Raw genomic sequence first — 17,823 nt, 5'->3', positions numbered from 1 at the left:
CGAAATTCCGTGATTTCTAAAGGGGTGAACACGATGGGATATTATATTGAGGTGGGACGCGGCGTGAAGCTGTATGTCGAGGATATTGGAGAAGGCATCCCTGTTCTGATGGTGCACGGCTGGCCGCTGGATCACCGAATGTACGAATACCAGGCCGCCTTGTTGCCTGCTTACGGGTATCGCTGTATTCAGGTCGACCTTAGGGGGTTCGGCAAGTCTGATCGACCATGGCATGGATACAATTATGATCGATTGGCAGACGATCTGCTGGCTGTGATGCAGGCACTTCAGTTAAACCAGGTACGGCTGATCGGGTTTTCCATGGGGGGAGCTGTGGTTACACGCTACATGAGCAGACACCGGGGATTTGGCGTCAGTCAGTTGATCCTGATCGGAGCAGCTACGCCTCGATTCACCCCAACCAGCGACTTTCCTTATGGTACTCCTGTCACAGAGGTAGATAAACTCATCAAACAAGCCTATACAGATCGTCCACAACTGGTAACTTCTTTTGGCGAAATGTTGTTTGCCAATCCCGTCAGCCAGAGCTTGCGCGACTGGTTACGTGACCAGGGCTTTGCGGCAACAGTTCATAGCATGGCTTGTACTTTGTACTCACTACGTGACTCTGATTTGCGCCCTGATTTGCCATGTATACACGTGCCCACCTGGATTCTACACGGCAAGCTGGATCGGGTCTGTCCTTTCCCCCTGGCTGTCCAAACTCAAAAAGGAATTGCCGGATCAAGACTTATTCCTTTCGAACGAAGCGGCCACGGTGTGTTTTACGAAGCACTACCCGAATTTAACTCTATCTTACTGAGCATACTAGCCCCATCCTCCGCACATAATTGAAAACCTGTTCATCCTTATGTATAATTTATATTTATAAAAAACAAAAAAGACGCCTCAGCGCCGTTAATGGCTATGGGGCATCTTTCACTACAAACATTTATCCGCTTAGGATTGTTTGGTATGGTTGAAGCTCGTATTATTTAAAACAGCCAGCTTTTTCTCGCCCTTCACCATGGCAGAACCGCAAATGGGGCATGTCGGCTCGACAGAAAAAGCGAAGTTATCTCGCATCCAGCCGTTACATGTATCGCTGGCGCAATTCCAGACAGTTGTAATTTCCTCAGGAATCTCATCCATTGGCTTTTTCCGTGAATTGTACATAAACATCCCTCTTTCTTCATGATTTATAAAGCGATAAGATGTAATCAGTTCAAAAACGGTCTTATGAACAGATAAAAACAAATGCCCCAAACGCTATGTTCGGGGCATCTGAAGTAGGCTGTAATTTAAAATTACAGTTTTACAACGTTCTCAGCTTGTGGTCCACGGTTTCCTTCAACTACGTTGAATTCTACGCGTTGGCCTTCGTCCAAAGATTTGAAACCTTCGCCTTGGATTGCGGAGAAATGTACGAATACGTCGCTTCCACCTTCAACCTCGATGAAACCGAAACCTTTTTCTGCGTTAAACCATTTAACTGTACCTGTTTGCATGGAATTACCTCCAAAATGTATTTATATGACCTTTATTTTTTACAAATAAAAATTCACATATTGCACAAGGTTATTTCAACCTAAAACAATAGCCCTCTACAATATGCGAATCTCAGGTCACAATCTCAATATACTCATATTACCATAAGTGTATTGAAAACGCAAGCACTGGTGAATTTAATTTATGCAGAGTGCTTATGTTCTCTATTGCTGCTTCAAAGCTGTGTTCATTCGGCGGGAGCGAGTCATTAACGCCTACTTAAAACATTATATCCGCAGTTGCTACCTATTATACCAGCAATCAAGAAATAAATATACAAAACATTGCGCAGGAGACGAACTTCTTAATGAAAGCCCATCTCCTGCGTTTATTTGCTTATTTTGAACTACAATTCTGCCAGTGCTTTAATTTCCTCTGCTGTCAGCGCTTTGTTATACAATTGAACTTCATCCAGGCTGCCATTGAAGTAAGCATCGGCGGCAAAGCGGCTTTTGCCGAGATAAGCCTCGCTCGTCAGCAACTCATTGGGATTAAAGGTAATACCGTCATTAACAGCTACTTCCTCACCATTTACATACAATTTCCCTGTATTCCCTTCCAGTGTAACCGCTACATGTGTCCACTGGTTTAGCGGTAATGATGATTTGGAAAGCAAGCTTTGATCCGTACCTTCATGGATTGTAAACTGGAGTACACCGCTACCTTGGGAAGGGGTAAGAAACATATGCCGGGCTTGGCCGTTGCCGAAGTCAAAAATCCGTTGCCAAGCTGCACCGCCCTTCCAGTTCACCCAAGCGGAAAAGGTAAAATCCTTCGCATCTGTTACTGTATTTGGTAGTTGCACGTAACCATCCTTACCGTTTAGGACAAGCGCACCGCCAAGCTTCCCGTCTTTATCCCATGCAGCACCACCATAGGTCTTACCATCAAATTGATTGTATGTGCTGTCGACAACCGTAGTTCCTTGATCTTCACTCCACGAATAGCGTGCGAGCTGAGGACCTTGGGCCTGCCCGGGAACAATGGCTGTAAAGCTTTTCTTAGCGGTGGCTTTGTCCTTTTTAATGGTCGCCGTCAATGTAACTGTTACAGGCTGAGAACCGGCTTCTGGACGGTATACATCACCTGTCACAGAAATATTCTCCGGGTGGGTGGACTCCCATGAAATAGTGGTATCTTGTGCTGCTTGAGTAGGTAGCGTCAGATTATAAAGAACATTGCTCGTATCGCCCAGACTAAGGTCCTTCTGCACAGCAGTTACAATCTTGCTGGCCTTCAGGTCAGGCTTTAGCGAACCCCATACCGCAACACCCTTGGAGGATAATGCGGTAAAAGCAAGCGTCTTGGCACCTGTGTCTGGATCACGGTGCCGCAGGAATACACCTTTGTACTTCGTGCCCTCTGCTGTAATTTCCAACTGATTGTCTGCCCCCAACTTCCATGTACCGTTCATTCCACCAGACAGTTTGCCACCGCGATCCAGATTGACGATAACAGCTTGCTTAATATTTGCCGAAATATCCTTCCCATGATTTACATACGAGTATTGACCGAGGACATCCTTTTCTGACAGCCTTTTCAGTGAATCCTCATCTCCCGAATAACGATAAGGAGCAACCACAGGCCAACCGTCAGCGTTCATGAACATTTCATGTACCCGCACTTCAAACTGTTCGCCTCTCCCAGGGAAACGTGAATGAAAAATGACAAAATGCTTTTTCGTCTTGGGATCATAATAAGCCGAGTTGTGTCCGGGCGACACATAGCCTGCACCCAGTCCTGTACCCGGATCACCAATTTCTCTTGGAATCAGGTAATTACCTATCAGTTTGACACCGTATGGTTCAATGGAAGCGTCATCAAAAAGTGGTTTGTCCGGATTCGCCTTGACCTTGATCATATCGTTGCCTTCAGCATCGTAGAAAGGACCATCCGGTGTTTTGGACCGAGCCACCCGCAGGTTGTATCCGCCATCCGCTGACAATCCACCATACGATAGGAACAAGTAATAGAAGTCCGTTTGCGGACTGTATTGTATGTACGGCCCTTCCATACGAGCATGGTTGCCGCCTGTCAGCTTTTTCCCGTAGCCTTGACCTGGGAGCGGCTTCCCTGTTTTTTCATCCATCTGCATAATGAAGATGCCTCCTGAGTAGGAGCCATATACCATCCACAGCTTGCCGTTCTTATCGTAAAAGGTGTCCGGGTCCACGGCGTTCGGATGCTTGGTTGCGTCATAGATCGCCCCATCCTCACTCGGTTGGTCCCACATACCGGATTTTAGAAAAATCCCTTTATTCTTATACGGCCCTTCAATTTTATCAGCAACTGCTAGGCCCATTGCTGAACGCGGGGAATCACCTTTACAAGCGTTATAATACATATAGAACTTGCCATCTGCCAGTTGAATGACATCAGCTGCCCACAGCGTGTCTGTCTGCGCCCAATCCAGTGCTTCCTTTAATTCTTCTTTAACGTTGGGAATTAATGCATTACCATTCGCCACTCCTGTAGCAATCGTATCCCAATTCATGAGGTCTTTGGACTTGGCAGCCGCAAGATGGGAGCCAAAAATGTAAAATGTGTCTTTCACTTTCAGGATGGATGGATCATGTACGGAAGTCTCCTTGAAGGAAACGGCCTTTTTACTTTGGATTGAAAGGTTCCCCATATCTTGAGCCTGAAGGGAAGTTTGACCCACACTTTGAGCCTCAACTGTATCTAAATTGAGTGTTTGCTCGGCGCCTACCAAAGAAGCAGGCAACAACAGCGCACCTGCGAGTGAAGCTGCCGTTACTTTACGAACAAATAAATGCTTCATAAATTAATCTCCTCTCGTTTTGAACATCCCTGATAACATAAAACAATTTTGGGAAAGCGGTCAGGATTATGTTTGTATTAACTTCTTCGCCCTCGAATTTAAAGTTACTTATCCCTCCTGTCCAATTTAAAGCGCTTTCAATAGATTTGAAAAATAAAAGCACCTTCTGTTAAGAAGGCCTATTCAAACCTGACGGTTAACCGTACCTCTATATTATTCAATGGATATGGAAAATTCAATATGTAATTTTATATTTTTATAAATTATTCACTGTATTATTAATTATAATAAATGTATTGCTTTAATTCCTAGTTTAAAGTTATAATTTGACAAGTAAAATTCTATATGTTACCTGCCCATATATTTAAAAACAACTGTTTTATGATGATTATAATACAAATATTTACATTTTATGAGGAGGTGAAAATATATGCAATGGTATTTAAATGGATTAAAAAACTATGTAGGATTCCAAGGTAGAGCAAGACGTACAGAGTATTGGATGTTTGTACTATTTAGTGCAATCGCTAGCTTTGTAGTCAGCCTGATCGATAGTCTTGTAGGCTTATCACCGGTATTGACTTTGATTTATTCTCTTGCTGTCCTGTTGCCATCCTTGGCCGTTATGGCCCGTAGACTGCATGACACAGGTAGAAGCGGATGGTGGATTCTAATCAGTCTGATCCCTCTCGTAGGGTCAATTATTTTGATTGTATTCTTCTGCCAAGACAGTCAGCCTAGCGACAATAAGTATGGAAAAAACCCTAAATTGTAATGGTTGCAGATGTCTAAAACCTCTTTCACTTTTGTGAAGGAGGTTTTTTTCATATCCGGCAGAATCCAAAGGGTAAATTACTTCCATTATTCACATCCATGAATTTTTTTAGCTTTACCTGTTTACATTCTCCTCTTTTAGTTTATTTTAAACGAGTATTAAGCTGGCACTAAGATTGGGTGTGTATGATGTATATTAGAATCTGGTAACTACATAAGCCGGATCGGCTAAAGGCATAAACATTACTCCCGTTGGATATCCATATAAGGCTCCACTCTGTCAGAAATTGAATGAAACACAAAGGAGATTTTACACTTATGAATCGAAAACGAATGTTGGTCATCTGTACACTGTTGCTGGCGTTGTCTATTGGGCAATCTTCTACTTGGGGAAGTCGGGCTAATGCTGCTACACTGGCTCCAGAGAGAGCCCCTCAGGTACAGGATAATGAAGCTTCCAAGGATGATGAACTGTTGAAAACATTGGGCGCATCCTCGGATGAGCAATTATATGAAGCGTTGTATAACGGTCAAACCTTGGCAGATATTGCACACACCAATAATCAGGATGCACAGGCTGTCGTTGATTTACAAGTAGCTCAGTTAACGGAGCAGTTGGATCAACGACTGGCTAATAAGAGCATTACGCCTGAGCAATATCAAGCCCATAAAGCAGAATTGACACAGGTCGTTGCTAAAAGTGTGTTCGGGCTGTAAGTCAGTGACGTACGTGGCCAGCTATACGCCGTAGTTCATGACACCCTCAGAGGTGCTTCTTAATTCATGTCAAAAAGGCGCTCCCCCGACGGGATGGCGCCTTTTTGCTGTCTATATTTTGTTGTAAATTACACTTGGTATACTCGGATCAAGTTAGTGGTGCCCGCCTCAGCGACTGGAACACCCGCCGACAGGACTACAGTGTCACCTTTATGGATATATCCTGCATTCAGAGCGTTACGGATGGAGGATTCGAACATTTCATCCGTTGTAGCTACTTTATCCCCTTTGATCGGGAAAACACCGGATAACAGGCAAATTTTAGCGAATACCGTATTATTCGGAGTAACCGCAATAATAGGCGCCTTCGGACGATATTTGGATACCATACGTGCCGTGAATCCACTGGCAGTCGAGGTAATAATCGCTTTGGCATCCAGCTCCAGAGACGAACTTACCGCACCCTGACTAATCACTTCGGTAATGTTGGTGCTCTGACGTGCTCTGCGCTTATCGAACTGCTCCTGATAATCCAATTGTGATTCTGCACTGGCAGCTACCGCAGCCATGGTCCGTACAGACTCGACAGGATATTTACCTGCAGCAGATTCACCTGACAGCATAACAACATCGGCTCCTTGCATAACGGCATTAAACACGTCACTAACTTCAGCTCTCGTCGGACGCGGGTTCACCTGCATGGATTCCAGCATGTGGGTAGCTACGATAACGGGCTTGCCGACCAGATTACACTTGTCGATCATTTCTTTTTGCATCACAGGCACATCTTGAATCGGCACCTCGACGCCCAGATCGCCACGGGCTACCATAATGCCATCGGAAGCTTCGATAATATCATCCAGGTTTTCCATGCCTTCAGCATTTTCAATTTTGGAATAAATTTGGACATGCTCCGCATGATGGCCCTTCAAAATCTCACGGATTTCGCGGATATCGTCGCCTTTACGCACAAAAGAAGCCGCAATAAGCTCAACGCGCTGCTCCACCCCAAATTGGATGTGTCTCACATCTCGCTCCGTTACGCCTGGAAGGGTTGTATGAATCCCTGGCAGGTTTACACCTTTTCTCGGCTTCAAAATACCGCCGCTTACAATATTACAAATCATTTCCGTACCTTCGATGGAGGTTACAGTCAGATCAACCAAACCGTCGTCAATGAGAATGCGGTCGCCTGGTTTGATGTCCTTCGGCATATCCGGGTAATTCACTGAAATACGATGCTCGTCCCCTAGAATCTCTTCTGTGGTCAGAATGAGCTGGCTACCTGGCTTCAGCAGACAAGATGCCTCTCTCAGCTTGCCAATCCGTATTTCCGGTCCTTTAATATCCATCATGACAGGGATAAAGGTATTCATTTCCTTCGCAGCCTGACGCACATTTTCGATACGTTTAACGTGATCTTCCAGCTCACCGTGAGCCATATTCAAGCGGGCTACAGTCATACCAGCCTGGATCATTTCTTTTAACAAATGAATGGAGTCACAGGCAGGTCCCATAGTACAAATAATTTTCGTTTTAAGCATAGTAATGTCATCCTCCTGAATGTCTTTACTGTATGGTTTTCTATTCCACTTTGCTTCTCTATCTACATTAAACTTATATGGCTCTATTCTACCTGTACCCGTGCACCAAGACTATGAACTATAGTATGATGAATGTACTACAGTATAATGAATGTTGAAGACATCGGAGAGTGAGTTTCGTGATTACATTGGTAGATATACGGCAGGACAACGGAGTGGACTGGTATGAAAAGGCTAGTGCAAATAGCGACAACGATGACTTACTGTTCATTTTGGTCACCTTTGGCAAATGTGTATATTGGGTGAACGATTGCAAATTCATTCTCGGTAAAGGTGAAACACTGCTTTTACCCAGTCATCTGGATTACTATGGCAAGAGCATTCCTACGCTTTTTCATACCAAGTATGTGATACATTGCCGCAAAACATGTACGAACAGCACACTTCCCATCCTGAATACTGACAAGCCGTTGTTGATCAAGCCCGGATGCTACGACATGCTGCATGAACGGATCAAATCGATGTACTATCAATGGACTGAACACCCAAGCTACTACACCATGATGGCTGACTGTCTGCTGACCGAGGCCATGATATATATGAATCAGGAATGGGACAAAGGCGCCATTTCTTGCGATCGAGAGCGACATGTGGAACATATGAAACAGTATATCCAGAACCACTACCGGGAAAAGGTGACCAAGGAGGAGCTTGGCGACGCCATCCGTAAAACCCCCAATTATGCCGCGACGCTGCTGCGTGAGGTAACACGCCAAACGATCAGTGAGCATGTACATACGCAACGTATTAAAACCGCCATCTACATGCTGACCGAGTCCCGGCTAACGATTCGTGAAATTTCGGAGTATGTGGGATATAGTGATGTTTCCTATTTTCATCGGATCTTCAAACGGTTAACAGGCTGCTCGCCGTCCGAATTTCTGGATGAACGTTCCTCCATCGTTTAGAACTACAGAAATAGGACTATGGGAAGATGATACGAAGCAATTTTGAATTTGAAGCTAGAAAAAAGAACGCTCATTTTTTTGAGCGTTCCTGGGAAAATCAGTTTTCTTCCTCTTTTTTTTCGTAGGTGAAATTTCTTAAAATGACCTGTTTTGTTTTAGAAGTTATTTCTTCTCCCTTATTATCCAAATTTGCAACCTGATCGCTTTGGTACTTGTTTGGAACCTTAACGGGATAAAAATCTCCGTGCTCAGTTAACAGGACATGGGGTTGTTTAGATTCAGCTAGATGAGTTAGTTCTTTCTTTCTCTCTGGTGAGAGCTGGTTAGAATCATCGGTTGCCTTAGTCTCAGTTTTGGTTACACTGGTTTTAGAATCGCCGGTTACCTTAACCTCAGTTTTAATTTCATTAGCAAAAGTTTGGCTTTGAATGACGGTTATAACCCCTCCGATAAGAACAGTTAGACCTAAGACAACAACACTTGTTCTTAATCGCTTGTTCACACGCACACACCTCCCTTCTCAAAAGATGTATTACGTATTTTAGAAAATATTAGTATTATAACGAGTTCATAAAAAACATAATAATCGTTAAATAAAATAGTATTAAAACGTAACGTATCCATTTCCTGAAATCGTATAATCATTGAGGTTAAGTACCATTACCTGATATTCTCCAAAACCTGGAGCTTTAATTTGAAAATCCCTATTTTCATCTGTATATCTTCCATAAACGGCAAAAACCTCTCCCAAATAATTTTTGTTCACAAGCAGGTAACCTACTTCAGGGCTGGACCAAGAACTACCATCTGCCCATTGTACTACATGGAAATTCAGGATAGCTGCGTTATTAACCGAAAACTTATTAGAGTAAACAGCCCCATCGTCTCGAGAATGGTGACTAAATGACCATGCTCCCAATGACATAGGAGAAATCTTTTGATCGAGTTGAGTCTTTTCTTTTTCAACAGCAATTGATTCTATGGGTTTCGCATTTTTGATAACTTCATTATATTCTTCAGGCGTCAAACCGCTCAATAGTGAATTCGAATTAGCAATTGAAGAATATGGTGGGAAGTCCATTTCATTGAGATGCTCTGAAACCATTGCGTTATGAGCCGACTGTTGGCCAAAGCCAAATTACGTATCCGGATACGTAATGATAAAGTCTATAAAAAACGGTCTCCCCACCTGGAAGCTTCTCTAGCATCCCTTTTCAACAAGGGCCTAGAGCGCTCCAAAGTAGGGCGACCGTTATAGTTCATTTATATGCGAATCTGTGCTTATTCCGAAATCATATTAAGTTGAAGAACCCGCTGTTTTGACCTCTTCCAGCATTTTATCGTTATAGCCAAACATCCAGGTCAGGACAAAGGCTACAACCATAGCAGCCAAGTTCGCCAAAATGTAAAGCGGAAGCTGATGGTTCATGTAGAGCAACGTGCCTGGAATGACTGTAACTGCCATACCTGTAGCCGCCAAATGGAAGAGTGAAGCGATAAAACCGCCAACCGCACCACCGATAAGCCCCATGACAAAAGGCTTCATGTATCTCAGGTTGACCCCGAAAATAGCCGGTTCCGTAATCCCCAGAAAAGCAGACAACGAGGAAGGAAGTGCTAACGCTTTTAGCTTGCTATTCTTCGTTTTCAGTCCAACCGCCAGACAGGCAGCACCTTGAGCAGCCATAGCGCAGGTAATGATGGCGTTAAAGGCGTTCGCGCCGTTCTTTTCAAGCAGTTGAATCTCCAAGAAATTAAAGATATGATGCACACCTGTAACAACGATAATCTGATGCAAGAAACCGATGACAATCCCTGCAATACCGAAAGGCAAATCCAGCACAAACGTTGTTCCGTGCAGCACCCATTCTTCGAGTGAATGGAAAATCGGACCGATGGCAAACAATCCCAAAGTGATCATGATCAACAGTGTTAAAAACGGTGTGAGAATCAAATCTAGCGCTTCAGGCACCCGTTTGCGCAGCGCCCGCTCCAGCTTGGCTCCGATCAAGCCCACGAAGAAAGCTGGCAATACCGAGCCTTGATAGCCCACCACAGGAATGAATCCGAACATCGTCAACGGGTGGGCTGAACCGTCCGCAACACTATAAGCGTTGGGCAAGGCTGGATTTACCAGCATCAGACCGAGAACGATACCCAGCACTGGACTACCACCGAATACTCTAAAGGCTGACCATGCGACTAACGCTGGCAGAAAAGCAAAGGCCGTATCTGTTAATACTTGTGTGTACAATAGAAAATTGGGTGAAATGTCCTGTGGCGTCATGCCAAGTAGAGCGAGAATTTGCGGCTGAGTGAGCAAGCCACGTAGCCCCATGAACAGCCCTGTAGCGACCAGCACAGGAATAATCGGTACAAACACATCACCAAAGGTACGGATGGAGCGCTGGAAGACGTTCCCTTCCTTTTTCGCCTGACTCTTCACCTCTTCTTTAGATGAACCAGTCACGCCAAGCTTTTCGACCTCTTCGAAAATTCGATTTACCGTACCTGTACCAAAAATAATCTGATATTGCCCGGAATTGAAGAAAGCACCCTTGACCTTGTCGATCTCCTCAACTTTTTTCTGATCAATTTTCTCCTTGTCATGCACCATAATCCGCAAGCGCGTCGCGCAATGAGCAAAAGATGCAATATTTTCTTGCCCACCGATTGCCTGGATCACTTCTTTAGCTATTTCTCTGTTCTCCGCCATGATGTTCATCCTCTCGTTGATTCCGTTATGTTTGATGATTAACGATCCACTTGATGTTTTAGCCTACTCATGTAAAATCCCATTTCACCGCCTGGAAGAGAGCCTCTCCCTTGTCGGCAAAAAAGCGTATTTCGTCACTCTCTGGATGCGGAAAAATACGACTGGTGAACACCTCTTCCCCATCATTGACGAAAATCTCAACCGAAGACGTATCTACAAACAAATGAAGTTTGATATGATCTTTATCCCATGAACACTGCCGTATCTCACCATACGAAGTGGCTACAGGCTCACCTGATTGCGAACGATCCAATACAAGTTTGCGACTGATGGCATCATATTTAATTACCGTTTTCTCAGTCTCACTCGCACGGAATTCAATACCAAACATCTTAGCGCTTAAAAGATCTACCTCACAGATCAGCTCATAGGCCGTACCTGTAAATCCTTCATAGGTTTTGCTCTCTGAGAATAACGTGTCAGCTACCCGATCCTCACGATTTCTGCGTAGCGTAGTCAGCTCAGGAATTGGCCGCTGCAAGAGTTTGCCCTCATGAAGCGTAAGCTCCCTTGGTAATGTCAGACAATGAGCCCATCCGTTCGGATCTGTGGGATAGTCGATATCCGGCAGACCCATCCATGCCACCATAATACGCCGCCCCTGCGGGTCAATCATCGTCTGTGGCGCATAGAAGTCAAAGCCTCTGTCGAGCTCGTGGAATGCGCCGTGCTCCAGTATTTTTGTACCGGTATCTAACGGCTTGCCGATTACGTAGCCCGATTGATAAATATTGTGATTTTCATCCCCGGAAGGCTCCAAGCCCTGAGGAGAAAAGATCAAGACACCTGCTTCGTTCAGTTCAAAATAATCCGGACATTCCCACATGTAGCCAAACGACTCCAGCCCTGTGCACAATTCTCCCTCAAACTCCCATGAATGAAGGTCGGTTGATCGGTAGAGGACGGCGCAGCCTGTTAAATTCGTTCTTTGGGCACCAATCACACAGTAAAAGCTATCGCCGTCTTTCCATAGCTTGGGATCACGAAAATGGTCTGTATACCCTTCTGGCACATTGGAAATAACGGGGTGCTCCCATTTAGTAATGCGACCGTTCTCGTCCATAACAGCCATGCATTGATAAGGATGTCTGATCCAATCTTCATCTCGTGCATTTCCCGTATACAGCATATATAATTTGCCCTCATGCTCCAGTGCGCTGCCTGAGTAAGCCCCATGTGAATCAAAATAATCCCCAGGTGCAATGCCAATACCCGCACTATTCCATGTGGCCAAATCTCTGGATTTCAAATGATACCAGTATTTCATCCCATGATCCGTTCCGAGTGGAAACCACTGATAAAATAAGTGGTATTCACCTTGGTAATACGAAAAGCCATTAGGGTCATTGAGCAAACCTGTCGGTGGCTGGATATGAAACCCCTGCCGCCAGTGACATTGCTCCACTTTCTCCTCCAAGCTGGCTATTTCACCGGGCTCTGCCTGCTCGATCATTCGATACTTTTGTTCTCTTGTCATTTTCATAGTTGTACCTCATTTTTATTAAAACTTCGCCTCAGGAACCGGTTCCAAATTAGTGAAAAAAATATTCTTTCGGAACCGGTTCCCATACGATTAAAAAAATGCTCATCCATGGATTTGCAACCGATTCCATTTATGTCCGTATACTATGGAACCGGTTTCGAAGAAATTATAATCCACTTGTTCAGCGTTTGTCAACGCTTTCTCTTTCGATAAGGGAATAATTCATGACCGTCACTTTTTCTACCGATTTATGTTCTACCAGCCGCATAATATTTTGCGCTGCTACACGTCCAGCATCCATATACGGATATTGAACGGTTGTCAGCGCAGGGTGAATGACCTCCGTAATATCGTATCCCCCAAAGCCAGTTACCGACAAATCCGACGGAATGACAATCCCTCTGGAATAAGCCGCATTGATTACGCCCAGCGCAATATTATCCGTAGCACACACCATTAACGTTGGCTTGAAATTGTCCAAAATAGCGGATGCAGCAATTCGTGCATCGGACATTTTAAATCCGGTCTCATAGTATCTGATATCATACCCTGCTGCTTGCATCGCATCGTCCGTACGAGACTCAGTAGGCAATGCATCGCGTACAGCCTGCCTAAAGCCCTCCTTGCGCTGCACACCGACGGCAACATCCTTTTCAGTAACACCAACGTAGGCAATTTCGCGGTGTCCCTGAGACAAAACGTACGTGCCAATATCATATCCTGCACGATAGTCATCATGGATAAGGCTATGAAGCTGCTCGTGCTGCTGGCCCACCAGCAACACTGGAATACCGATGTCACGAATCGCGGTCAGATGGTCGTCTGTAATTTGAGCAGCCAGCAAAATGATACCCGAAATCTTTTGTCGGCCCAGCTCATAAATGGCTTCGATTTCACGCTGTACATCCTGGCTCGTATTGGAGATCAGCATCTGATAATGCTGAGAACGCAGTTCCTCATCAATCCCCATCAGCGTATGGGATGTCGCAAAAGAATCCAGACGCGGCACAACGGTGCCGATAATGTTGGTCCGCTTCGCCTTAAGACTCTGGGCAAAGGCATTGGGCACATAGCCCGTGGCTTTAACCACTTTTTCAATTTTTCGTTTCGTATCCACGCTGACAGACCCGCCGTTCAAAAAACGGGATACCGTGCTCTTGGATACACCAGCCATTTGGGCTATATCTGCAATTGTCTTATTCATGAAGTCCCCCGGAGATTTTTCGTATTCACAAGCTTCCAAAACGTCTCTTTTCACATAACCCTATAATACCATATGGCGGGATTGGATTGCTGTGGCTCCAGACCCATCATGCACAAAACGCCGTCCCTTCAGTGAAGAAGGAAACGGCGTCTCATGATGAACGTAATTTTAAAAATCAAAGTTATCCGGATCTGGACCTACCCGAAGATCGGCATTTAACGCCTGAATTCGATCCATATCCTCGCGCGTCAGTTCGAAGTCAAAAATATCGGCATTTTCGACGATCCGATGCGCCTTGGTAGACTTGGGAATGGTGACAACTCCCTGCTGCACATCCCAGCGTAAAATCACTTGCGCCACCGATTTACCATACTTGGTCGCTATGTCTTGCAGTACCGGATGATCCAGCAATTGGCCTTGCATTAACGGGGACCAGGCTTCCATTTGAATGTCGTTCTTTTGACAGAATTGCAACAGCTCGGTTTGGGTTAATTGTGGATGGAACTCCACCTGATTGATCATTGGCTTGATTTCAGCATCTTTCATGAGATCTTCCAAATGATGAATCTGGAAGTTGCTGACTCCAATTGCCTTAATCCGTCCTTCTTTATACAAGGATTCCAACGCTCTCCAAGCTTCTTTATACTTTCCCTGAACTGGCCAATGAATCAGATATAGATCCAGGTATTCCAGACCCAGCTTATCCAGACTGGCTTCATAAGCTGCTCGTGTCTCTTCATAGCCTAAATCTGCATTCCACACTTTGGACGTGACGAACAGTTCTTCTCTGGACAGATTATTTTCCTGAAGGGCTTCCTGAATAGCCTGCCCTACACTGCTTTCATTCGCATAGATTGCAGCTGTATCTATACTGCGGTAGCCATGCTTTACAGCAGCCTTTATAGCATCGACCAGCTCCGAACCTTCCTCCACTTTAAATACCCCGATGCCAAACCAAGGCATACGAACTCCGTTGTTTAACAATGTTGTGCTTTGTAAGTTTTGTGTCATTTTGTATCTTCCTCTCTATTTTTTAAAAGCTTTAACCTGCAATGGTGGTTGTATCCCTTTTTTCGAGCATACGACTCCAGCCTGTGAGCAGAACCGCAACGAAAACCATAATGCTCCCGATCCAGGCTGTATGAATGAGACCGAGTGAATCCGTTACAATCCCGCCTACATAAGCTCCGATGGCTATCCCTGCGTTGAAAGCAGCAATATTAACAGCAGAGGCAACATCGACAGCTTTGGGTGCAAACCGTTCGGCTAACATGACTACATATACCTGTAACCCGGGCACGTTCATAAACGCAAGCAATCCCATAAAGAAGATCGTAATCAGTCCTGCCGTTTTAAAAGGTGCCGTGAACAACAGGAGAAAAAGGATCACTGCTTGAATCAGAAACATGTAAAACAAAGCTGAAAGCGGCTTACGGTTTGCTGCTTTTCCGCCAATGACATTCCCGATGGCAATCGCAATTCCATACAGCAAAAGAATAAACGTTACCGTACTTTGCTGAAATCCGGTTATGTCGTGGAGTAATGGAGATAAATAAGTAAACACCACAAATGTGCCTCCATACCCCAAAGCTGTAATGATAAATGCAAGTAGCAAGCGACCATTGGTAACCAGTTTGACCTGCTCGCGGAAAGGAGTCTTGTTCCCTTTGCGCAGTGTAGATGGCAGCAGAATCAGATTGGCCATGAGTGCCACTACACCGACGACCACAATCGCCATAAATGCAGCCCGCCAACCCCATTGCTGCCCAATATAGGTACCCAAAGGTACACCTGTGACTGTGGCTACGGTCAACCCGGAGAACATAATGGAAATCGCACTCGCTCGACGATCATCCGGCACAAGATCGGCCGCGATGGTGGAACCGATGGACATGAACACCCCATGGGCGAACGCCGAGATCACACGTGCAATCAGCAGCAAGGCAATTCCACTAGAGACCGCAGCAAGGCTGTTACCTGCAATAAATATAATCATGATCCACAACAGCAACGTTTTACGGGGAACACTTGATGTTAATGAGGTCAAGACAGGTGCCCCGATGGTAACTCCTAATGCATACAGCGTTACAGTTAGTGCGGACATCGTTACAGATATGTGCAAGTCTTCAGCAATGAGGGGAAGCAGTCCCACGCTGATGAACTCAGTTGTCCCAATCGCAAAGGCGCTTACGGCTAGAGCCAGTAATGGCCATATACTTCCTTTTGATTCTGGCGACATGTTTTTCCCCCCTATCTATAGAAATCTTCAACCAACAGATGTTATTATGAGTTATTCAAGCAATTATGAACAGTACGTACTTTTTAGTGATATAGGTACCAAAAAGTACCCTAAATAAAGTTCTTTTTGATTAAAACAGGCTGTTAAGGTATGTATAACAGAAAGCGATACACATGGAGGGATCGGCATTGGGGAAGAAAAAATACAATATCTCTGTTGAGGCGACGTTAGAGGTGATCGGGGGGAAATGGAAATGCGTGATTTTGTGTCATTTGACACATGGAAAGATGCGGACAAGCGAATTAAAACGGATGATGCCTTCCATAACACAAAAAATGCTGACTCAGCAGCTTCGTGAATTAGAGGAAGACGGCATTGTCAATCGGATTAGCTATAATCAGGTTCCACCCAAAGTGGAGTACGAGCTTAGTGAATATGGATGTAGTCTGAAAAGCATTTTAGATTCTCTTTGTGCCTGGGGAGAAAGACATATCATCAAAGAATATGGGGATAAATCTGCGGTTTTGGAAGATAACATTCTGAATAAGCTGTAAAGCCAAAAAGAGCGCCTGCAATACATCAGCAGGCGCTTCCTCTCTCTAAATTCCAAGGGTTACCAATTCGATTTCATTTTATTTTGTGAAATCAATAACCATACGTCCTTGGATTTTGCCCTGCTCCATTTCCTCGAAGATCTCATTAATGTCTTCGAGCGGACGTTTTTGTACAAGAGGGACGACTTTACCTTCTGCAGCGAACTGGAACGCTTCTTTAAGGTCTTCACGAGTGCCGACCAAGGAGCCAATAACTTGAATGCCGTCCAGAACCAGACGAGGAATGTCCAGATCCATCTTATCGGTTGGAAGACCTACAGCTACAACACGCGCGCCAGCTTTTACAACGTCGATGGCCTGGTTGAAAGGTGTTTTGGCAACAGCAGTAACCACGGTTGCATCCAGACCAGCACCGTTTGTTAATTCCTTGGCACGAGCGACCGGATCTTCTTTCATGCTGTTAACGATATAGTCAGCACCAATTTGTTTGGCCAGTTCTAGTTTTTCATCACTGATGTCAAAGGCTACAACTTTAGCATTGAATACATTTTTGGCATATTGCACCGCCAGGTTACCCAAGCCGCCAATGCCGAAGATACCGATCCATTGGCCTGGTTTGATTTCACTTACTTTAACTGCTTTATATGTTGTAACCCCTGCACAAGTTACACTACTTGCAGCGGCAGGATCAAGACTATCTGGTACCTTGACCGCGTAGTCAGCTGTGACAATACATTGCTCTGCCATTGCACCGTCTACCGTATATCCGGCATTTTTAACTTCACGACACAGCGTTTCCCGCCCAGTTAGGCAATATTCACAATGACCGCAGCTTTCGAACATCCAGGCAATACTTACGCGATCACCAATTTTAAGACTGGTTACTCCTTCACCTAATTCAATGACTTTTCCAATACCTTCATGCCCTAGAACTCTGCCTGTGACATCACCGAAATCTGCATTTTTCACATGTAAATCTGTGTGGCAAACTCCGCAGTATTCAACTTGGACTAACGCTTCTCCATGCTTCAAGGAACGCAAAGGTCTCTCTTCTATACTGACTTTCTTGTCTTTTGTAACAATTGCTGCTTTCATGTAGATCTCTCCTTTAAATAGATATGGAATTATTTTGTAATGTACACTCATTATTATAGTAATTTTTGCCCAAAAAGGACAAATATAAATCTAACTTAAAACTATTTAATCCAAAAACGCTTCTTTCTAAGTCCTTGGA

The 17,823-nt window shown here is 44.7% G+C and carries 17 protein-coding genes; 5 read left to right on the top strand and 12 right to left on the bottom strand.

What is annotated here, in order from left to right:
• Positions 1-33 precede the first annotated feature (33 nt).
• A complete protein-coding gene (locus MHH57_RS01455; RefSeq protein WP_318628185.1) occupies positions 34-855 on the top strand; it encodes an alpha/beta hydrolase in 822 nt (273 codons plus the stop codon).
• 105 nt (positions 856-960) lie between these two features.
• Here the strand turns inward: MHH57_RS01455 and MHH57_RS01450 are convergent, their stop codons facing one another.
• From MHH57_RS01450 to MHH57_RS01440, 3 genes are all read right to left on the bottom strand, one after another.
• A complete protein-coding gene (locus MHH57_RS01450; protein ID WP_013308357.1) occupies positions 961-1,176 on the bottom strand; it encodes a cold-shock protein in 216 nt (71 codons plus the stop codon).
• A 131-nt stretch (positions 1,177-1,307) separates the two neighbouring features.
• The gene (locus MHH57_RS01445) at positions 1,308-1,508 is read right to left on the bottom strand and encodes a cold-shock protein (RefSeq protein WP_007428290.1); all 201 of its coding nucleotides are present in this window, start codon (positions 1,506-1,508) and stop codon (positions 1,308-1,310) included.
• Between the two features lie 386 nt (positions 1,509-1,894).
• Positions 1,895-4,330 (bottom strand): LamG-like jellyroll fold domain-containing protein, encoded by a 2,436-nt coding sequence (locus tag MHH57_RS01440; protein ID WP_342434734.1) that lies wholly within the window; start codon positions 4,328-4,330, stop codon positions 1,895-1,897.
• 430 nt (positions 4,331-4,760) lie between these two features.
• Between MHH57_RS01440 and MHH57_RS01435 the strand changes: the two genes are divergently transcribed.
• Both MHH57_RS01435 and MHH57_RS01430 read left to right on the top strand, forming a co-directional pair.
• Positions 4,761-5,105: a DUF805 domain-containing protein gene (locus MHH57_RS01435; RefSeq protein ID WP_029516861.1), complete on the top strand. Its 345-nt coding sequence runs from the start codon at positions 4,761-4,763 to the stop codon at positions 5,103-5,105.
• Between the two features lie 317 nt (positions 5,106-5,422).
• Positions 5,423-5,821 (top strand): hypothetical protein, encoded by a 399-nt coding sequence (locus tag MHH57_RS01430; protein ID WP_029516862.1) that lies wholly within the window; start codon positions 5,423-5,425, stop codon positions 5,819-5,821.
• Positions 5,822-5,949: 128 nt separating this feature from the next.
• Here MHH57_RS01430 and pyk read toward each other — a convergent pair whose 3' ends face one another.
• A complete protein-coding gene (gene pyk / locus MHH57_RS01425) occupies positions 5,950-7,365 on the bottom strand; it encodes a pyruvate kinase (protein WP_029516863.1) in 1,416 nt (471 codons plus the stop codon).
• A 179-nt stretch (positions 7,366-7,544) separates the two neighbouring features.
• Here pyk and MHH57_RS01420 point away from each other — a divergent pair, with 179 nt between their 5' ends.
• Entirely contained in the window at positions 7,545-8,333 is a 789-nt protein-coding gene (locus MHH57_RS01420) for an AraC family transcriptional regulator (RefSeq protein ID WP_029516864.1), read from the top strand.
• Positions 8,334-8,430: 97 nt separating this feature from the next.
• Here the strand turns inward: MHH57_RS01420 and MHH57_RS01415 are convergent, their stop codons facing one another.
• The 7 genes from MHH57_RS01415 to MHH57_RS01385 form a co-directional block, all read right to left on the bottom strand.
• Positions 8,431-8,835: a hypothetical protein gene (locus MHH57_RS01415; protein ID WP_069010127.1), complete on the bottom strand. Its 405-nt coding sequence runs from the start codon at positions 8,833-8,835 to the stop codon at positions 8,431-8,433.
• A gap of 102 nt (positions 8,836-8,937) precedes the next feature.
• The gene (locus tag MHH57_RS01410) at positions 8,938-9,438 is read right to left on the bottom strand and encodes a hypothetical protein (protein ID WP_342434733.1); all 501 of its coding nucleotides are present in this window, start codon (positions 9,436-9,438) and stop codon (positions 8,938-8,940) included.
• A gap of 192 nt (positions 9,439-9,630) precedes the next feature.
• Entirely contained in the window at positions 9,631-11,049 is a 1,419-nt protein-coding gene (locus MHH57_RS01405) for a sucrose-specific PTS transporter subunit IIBC (protein ID WP_029516869.1), read from the bottom strand.
• Between the two features lie 67 nt (positions 11,050-11,116).
• Positions 11,117-12,592: a sucrose-6-phosphate hydrolase gene (locus MHH57_RS01400; RefSeq protein WP_165149228.1), complete on the bottom strand. Its 1,476-nt coding sequence runs from the start codon at positions 12,590-12,592 to the stop codon at positions 11,117-11,119.
• Between the two features lie 181 nt (positions 12,593-12,773).
• On the bottom strand, positions 12,774-13,796 hold the full coding sequence (locus MHH57_RS01395; protein ID WP_165149230.1) for a LacI family DNA-binding transcriptional regulator: 1,023 nt from the start codon (positions 13,794-13,796) through the stop codon (positions 12,774-12,776).
• Between the two features lie 168 nt (positions 13,797-13,964).
• Positions 13,965-14,807, bottom strand: coding sequence for an aldo/keto reductase (locus tag MHH57_RS01390; RefSeq protein ID WP_039274230.1), 843 nt, complete (start codon positions 14,805-14,807; stop codon positions 13,965-13,967).
• Between the two features lie 31 nt (positions 14,808-14,838).
• Positions 14,839-16,035, bottom strand: a complete 1,197-nt coding sequence (locus tag MHH57_RS01385; protein WP_340953823.1) for an MFS transporter — start codon at positions 16,033-16,035, stop codon at positions 14,839-14,841.
• Between the two features lie 188 nt (positions 16,036-16,223).
• On the opposite strand from MHH57_RS01385, the gene MHH57_RS01380 reads away from it, so the two are divergent.
• Entirely contained in the window at positions 16,224-16,589 is a 366-nt protein-coding gene (locus tag MHH57_RS01380; RefSeq protein ID WP_013368959.1) for a helix-turn-helix domain-containing protein, read from the top strand.
• A gap of 78 nt (positions 16,590-16,667) precedes the next feature.
• Here MHH57_RS01380 and adhP read toward each other — a convergent pair whose 3' ends face one another.
• Positions 16,668-17,684, bottom strand: a complete 1,017-nt coding sequence (gene adhP / locus MHH57_RS01375; protein ID WP_029516874.1) for an alcohol dehydrogenase AdhP — start codon at positions 17,682-17,684, stop codon at positions 16,668-16,670.
• Positions 17,685-17,823: the final 139 nt, after the last annotated feature.

It is taken from the genome of Paenibacillus sp. FSL H7-0442 (assembly GCF_038593105.1).
Taxonomy (GTDB): Bacteria; Bacillota; Bacilli; order Paenibacillales; family Paenibacillaceae; genus Paenibacillus; species Paenibacillus polymyxa_D.
This window is presented reverse-complemented; position numbering and strand designations above follow the sequence as displayed.

Excerpts from the sequence above, each read along its gene's own strand:
- MHH57_RS01390 (WP_039274230.1), bottom strand. The coding sequence starts at position 14,807 with ATGACACAAAACTTACAAAGCACAACATTGTTAAACAACGGAGTTCGT.
- MHH57_RS01405 (WP_029516869.1), bottom strand. The coding sequence starts at position 11,049 with ATGGCGGAGAACAGAGAAATAGCTAAAGAAGTGATCCAGGCAATCGGT.
- adhP (WP_029516874.1), bottom strand. The coding sequence starts at position 17,684 with ATGAAAGCAGCAATTGTTACAAAAGACAAGAAAGTCAGTATAGAAGAG.
- MHH57_RS01435 (WP_029516861.1), top strand. The coding sequence starts at position 4,761 with ATGCAATGGTATTTAAATGGATTAAAAAACTATGTAGGATTCCAAGGT.
- MHH57_RS01395 (WP_165149230.1), bottom strand. The coding sequence starts at position 13,796 with ATGAATAAGACAATTGCAGATATAGCCCAAATGGCTGGTGTATCCAAG.
- MHH57_RS01440 (WP_342434734.1), bottom strand. The coding sequence starts at position 4,330 with ATGAAGCATTTATTTGTTCGTAAAGTAACGGCAGCTTCACTCGCAGGT.
- pyk (WP_029516863.1), bottom strand. The coding sequence starts at position 7,365 with ATGCTTAAAACGAAAATTATTTGTACTATGGGACCTGCCTGTGACTCC.
- MHH57_RS01455 (WP_318628185.1), top strand. The coding sequence starts at position 34 with ATGGGATATTATATTGAGGTGGGACGCGGCGTGAAGCTGTATGTCGAG.
- MHH57_RS01410 (WP_342434733.1), bottom strand. The coding sequence starts at position 9,438 with ATGGTTTCAGAGCATCTCAATGAAATGGACTTCCCACCATATTCTTCA.
- MHH57_RS01385 (WP_340953823.1), bottom strand. The coding sequence starts at position 16,035 with ATGTCGCCAGAATCAAAAGGAAGTATATGGCCATTACTGGCTCTAGCC.
- MHH57_RS01445 (WP_007428290.1), bottom strand. The coding sequence starts at position 1,508 with ATGCAAACAGGTACAGTTAAATGGTTTAACGCAGAAAAAGGTTTCGGT.
- MHH57_RS01430 (WP_029516862.1), top strand. The coding sequence starts at position 5,423 with ATGAATCGAAAACGAATGTTGGTCATCTGTACACTGTTGCTGGCGTTG.
- MHH57_RS01450 (WP_013308357.1), bottom strand. The coding sequence starts at position 1,176 with ATGTACAATTCACGGAAAAAGCCAATGGATGAGATTCCTGAGGAAATT.
- MHH57_RS01400 (WP_165149228.1), bottom strand. The coding sequence starts at position 12,592 with ATGAAAATGACAAGAGAACAAAAGTATCGAATGATCGAGCAGGCAGAG.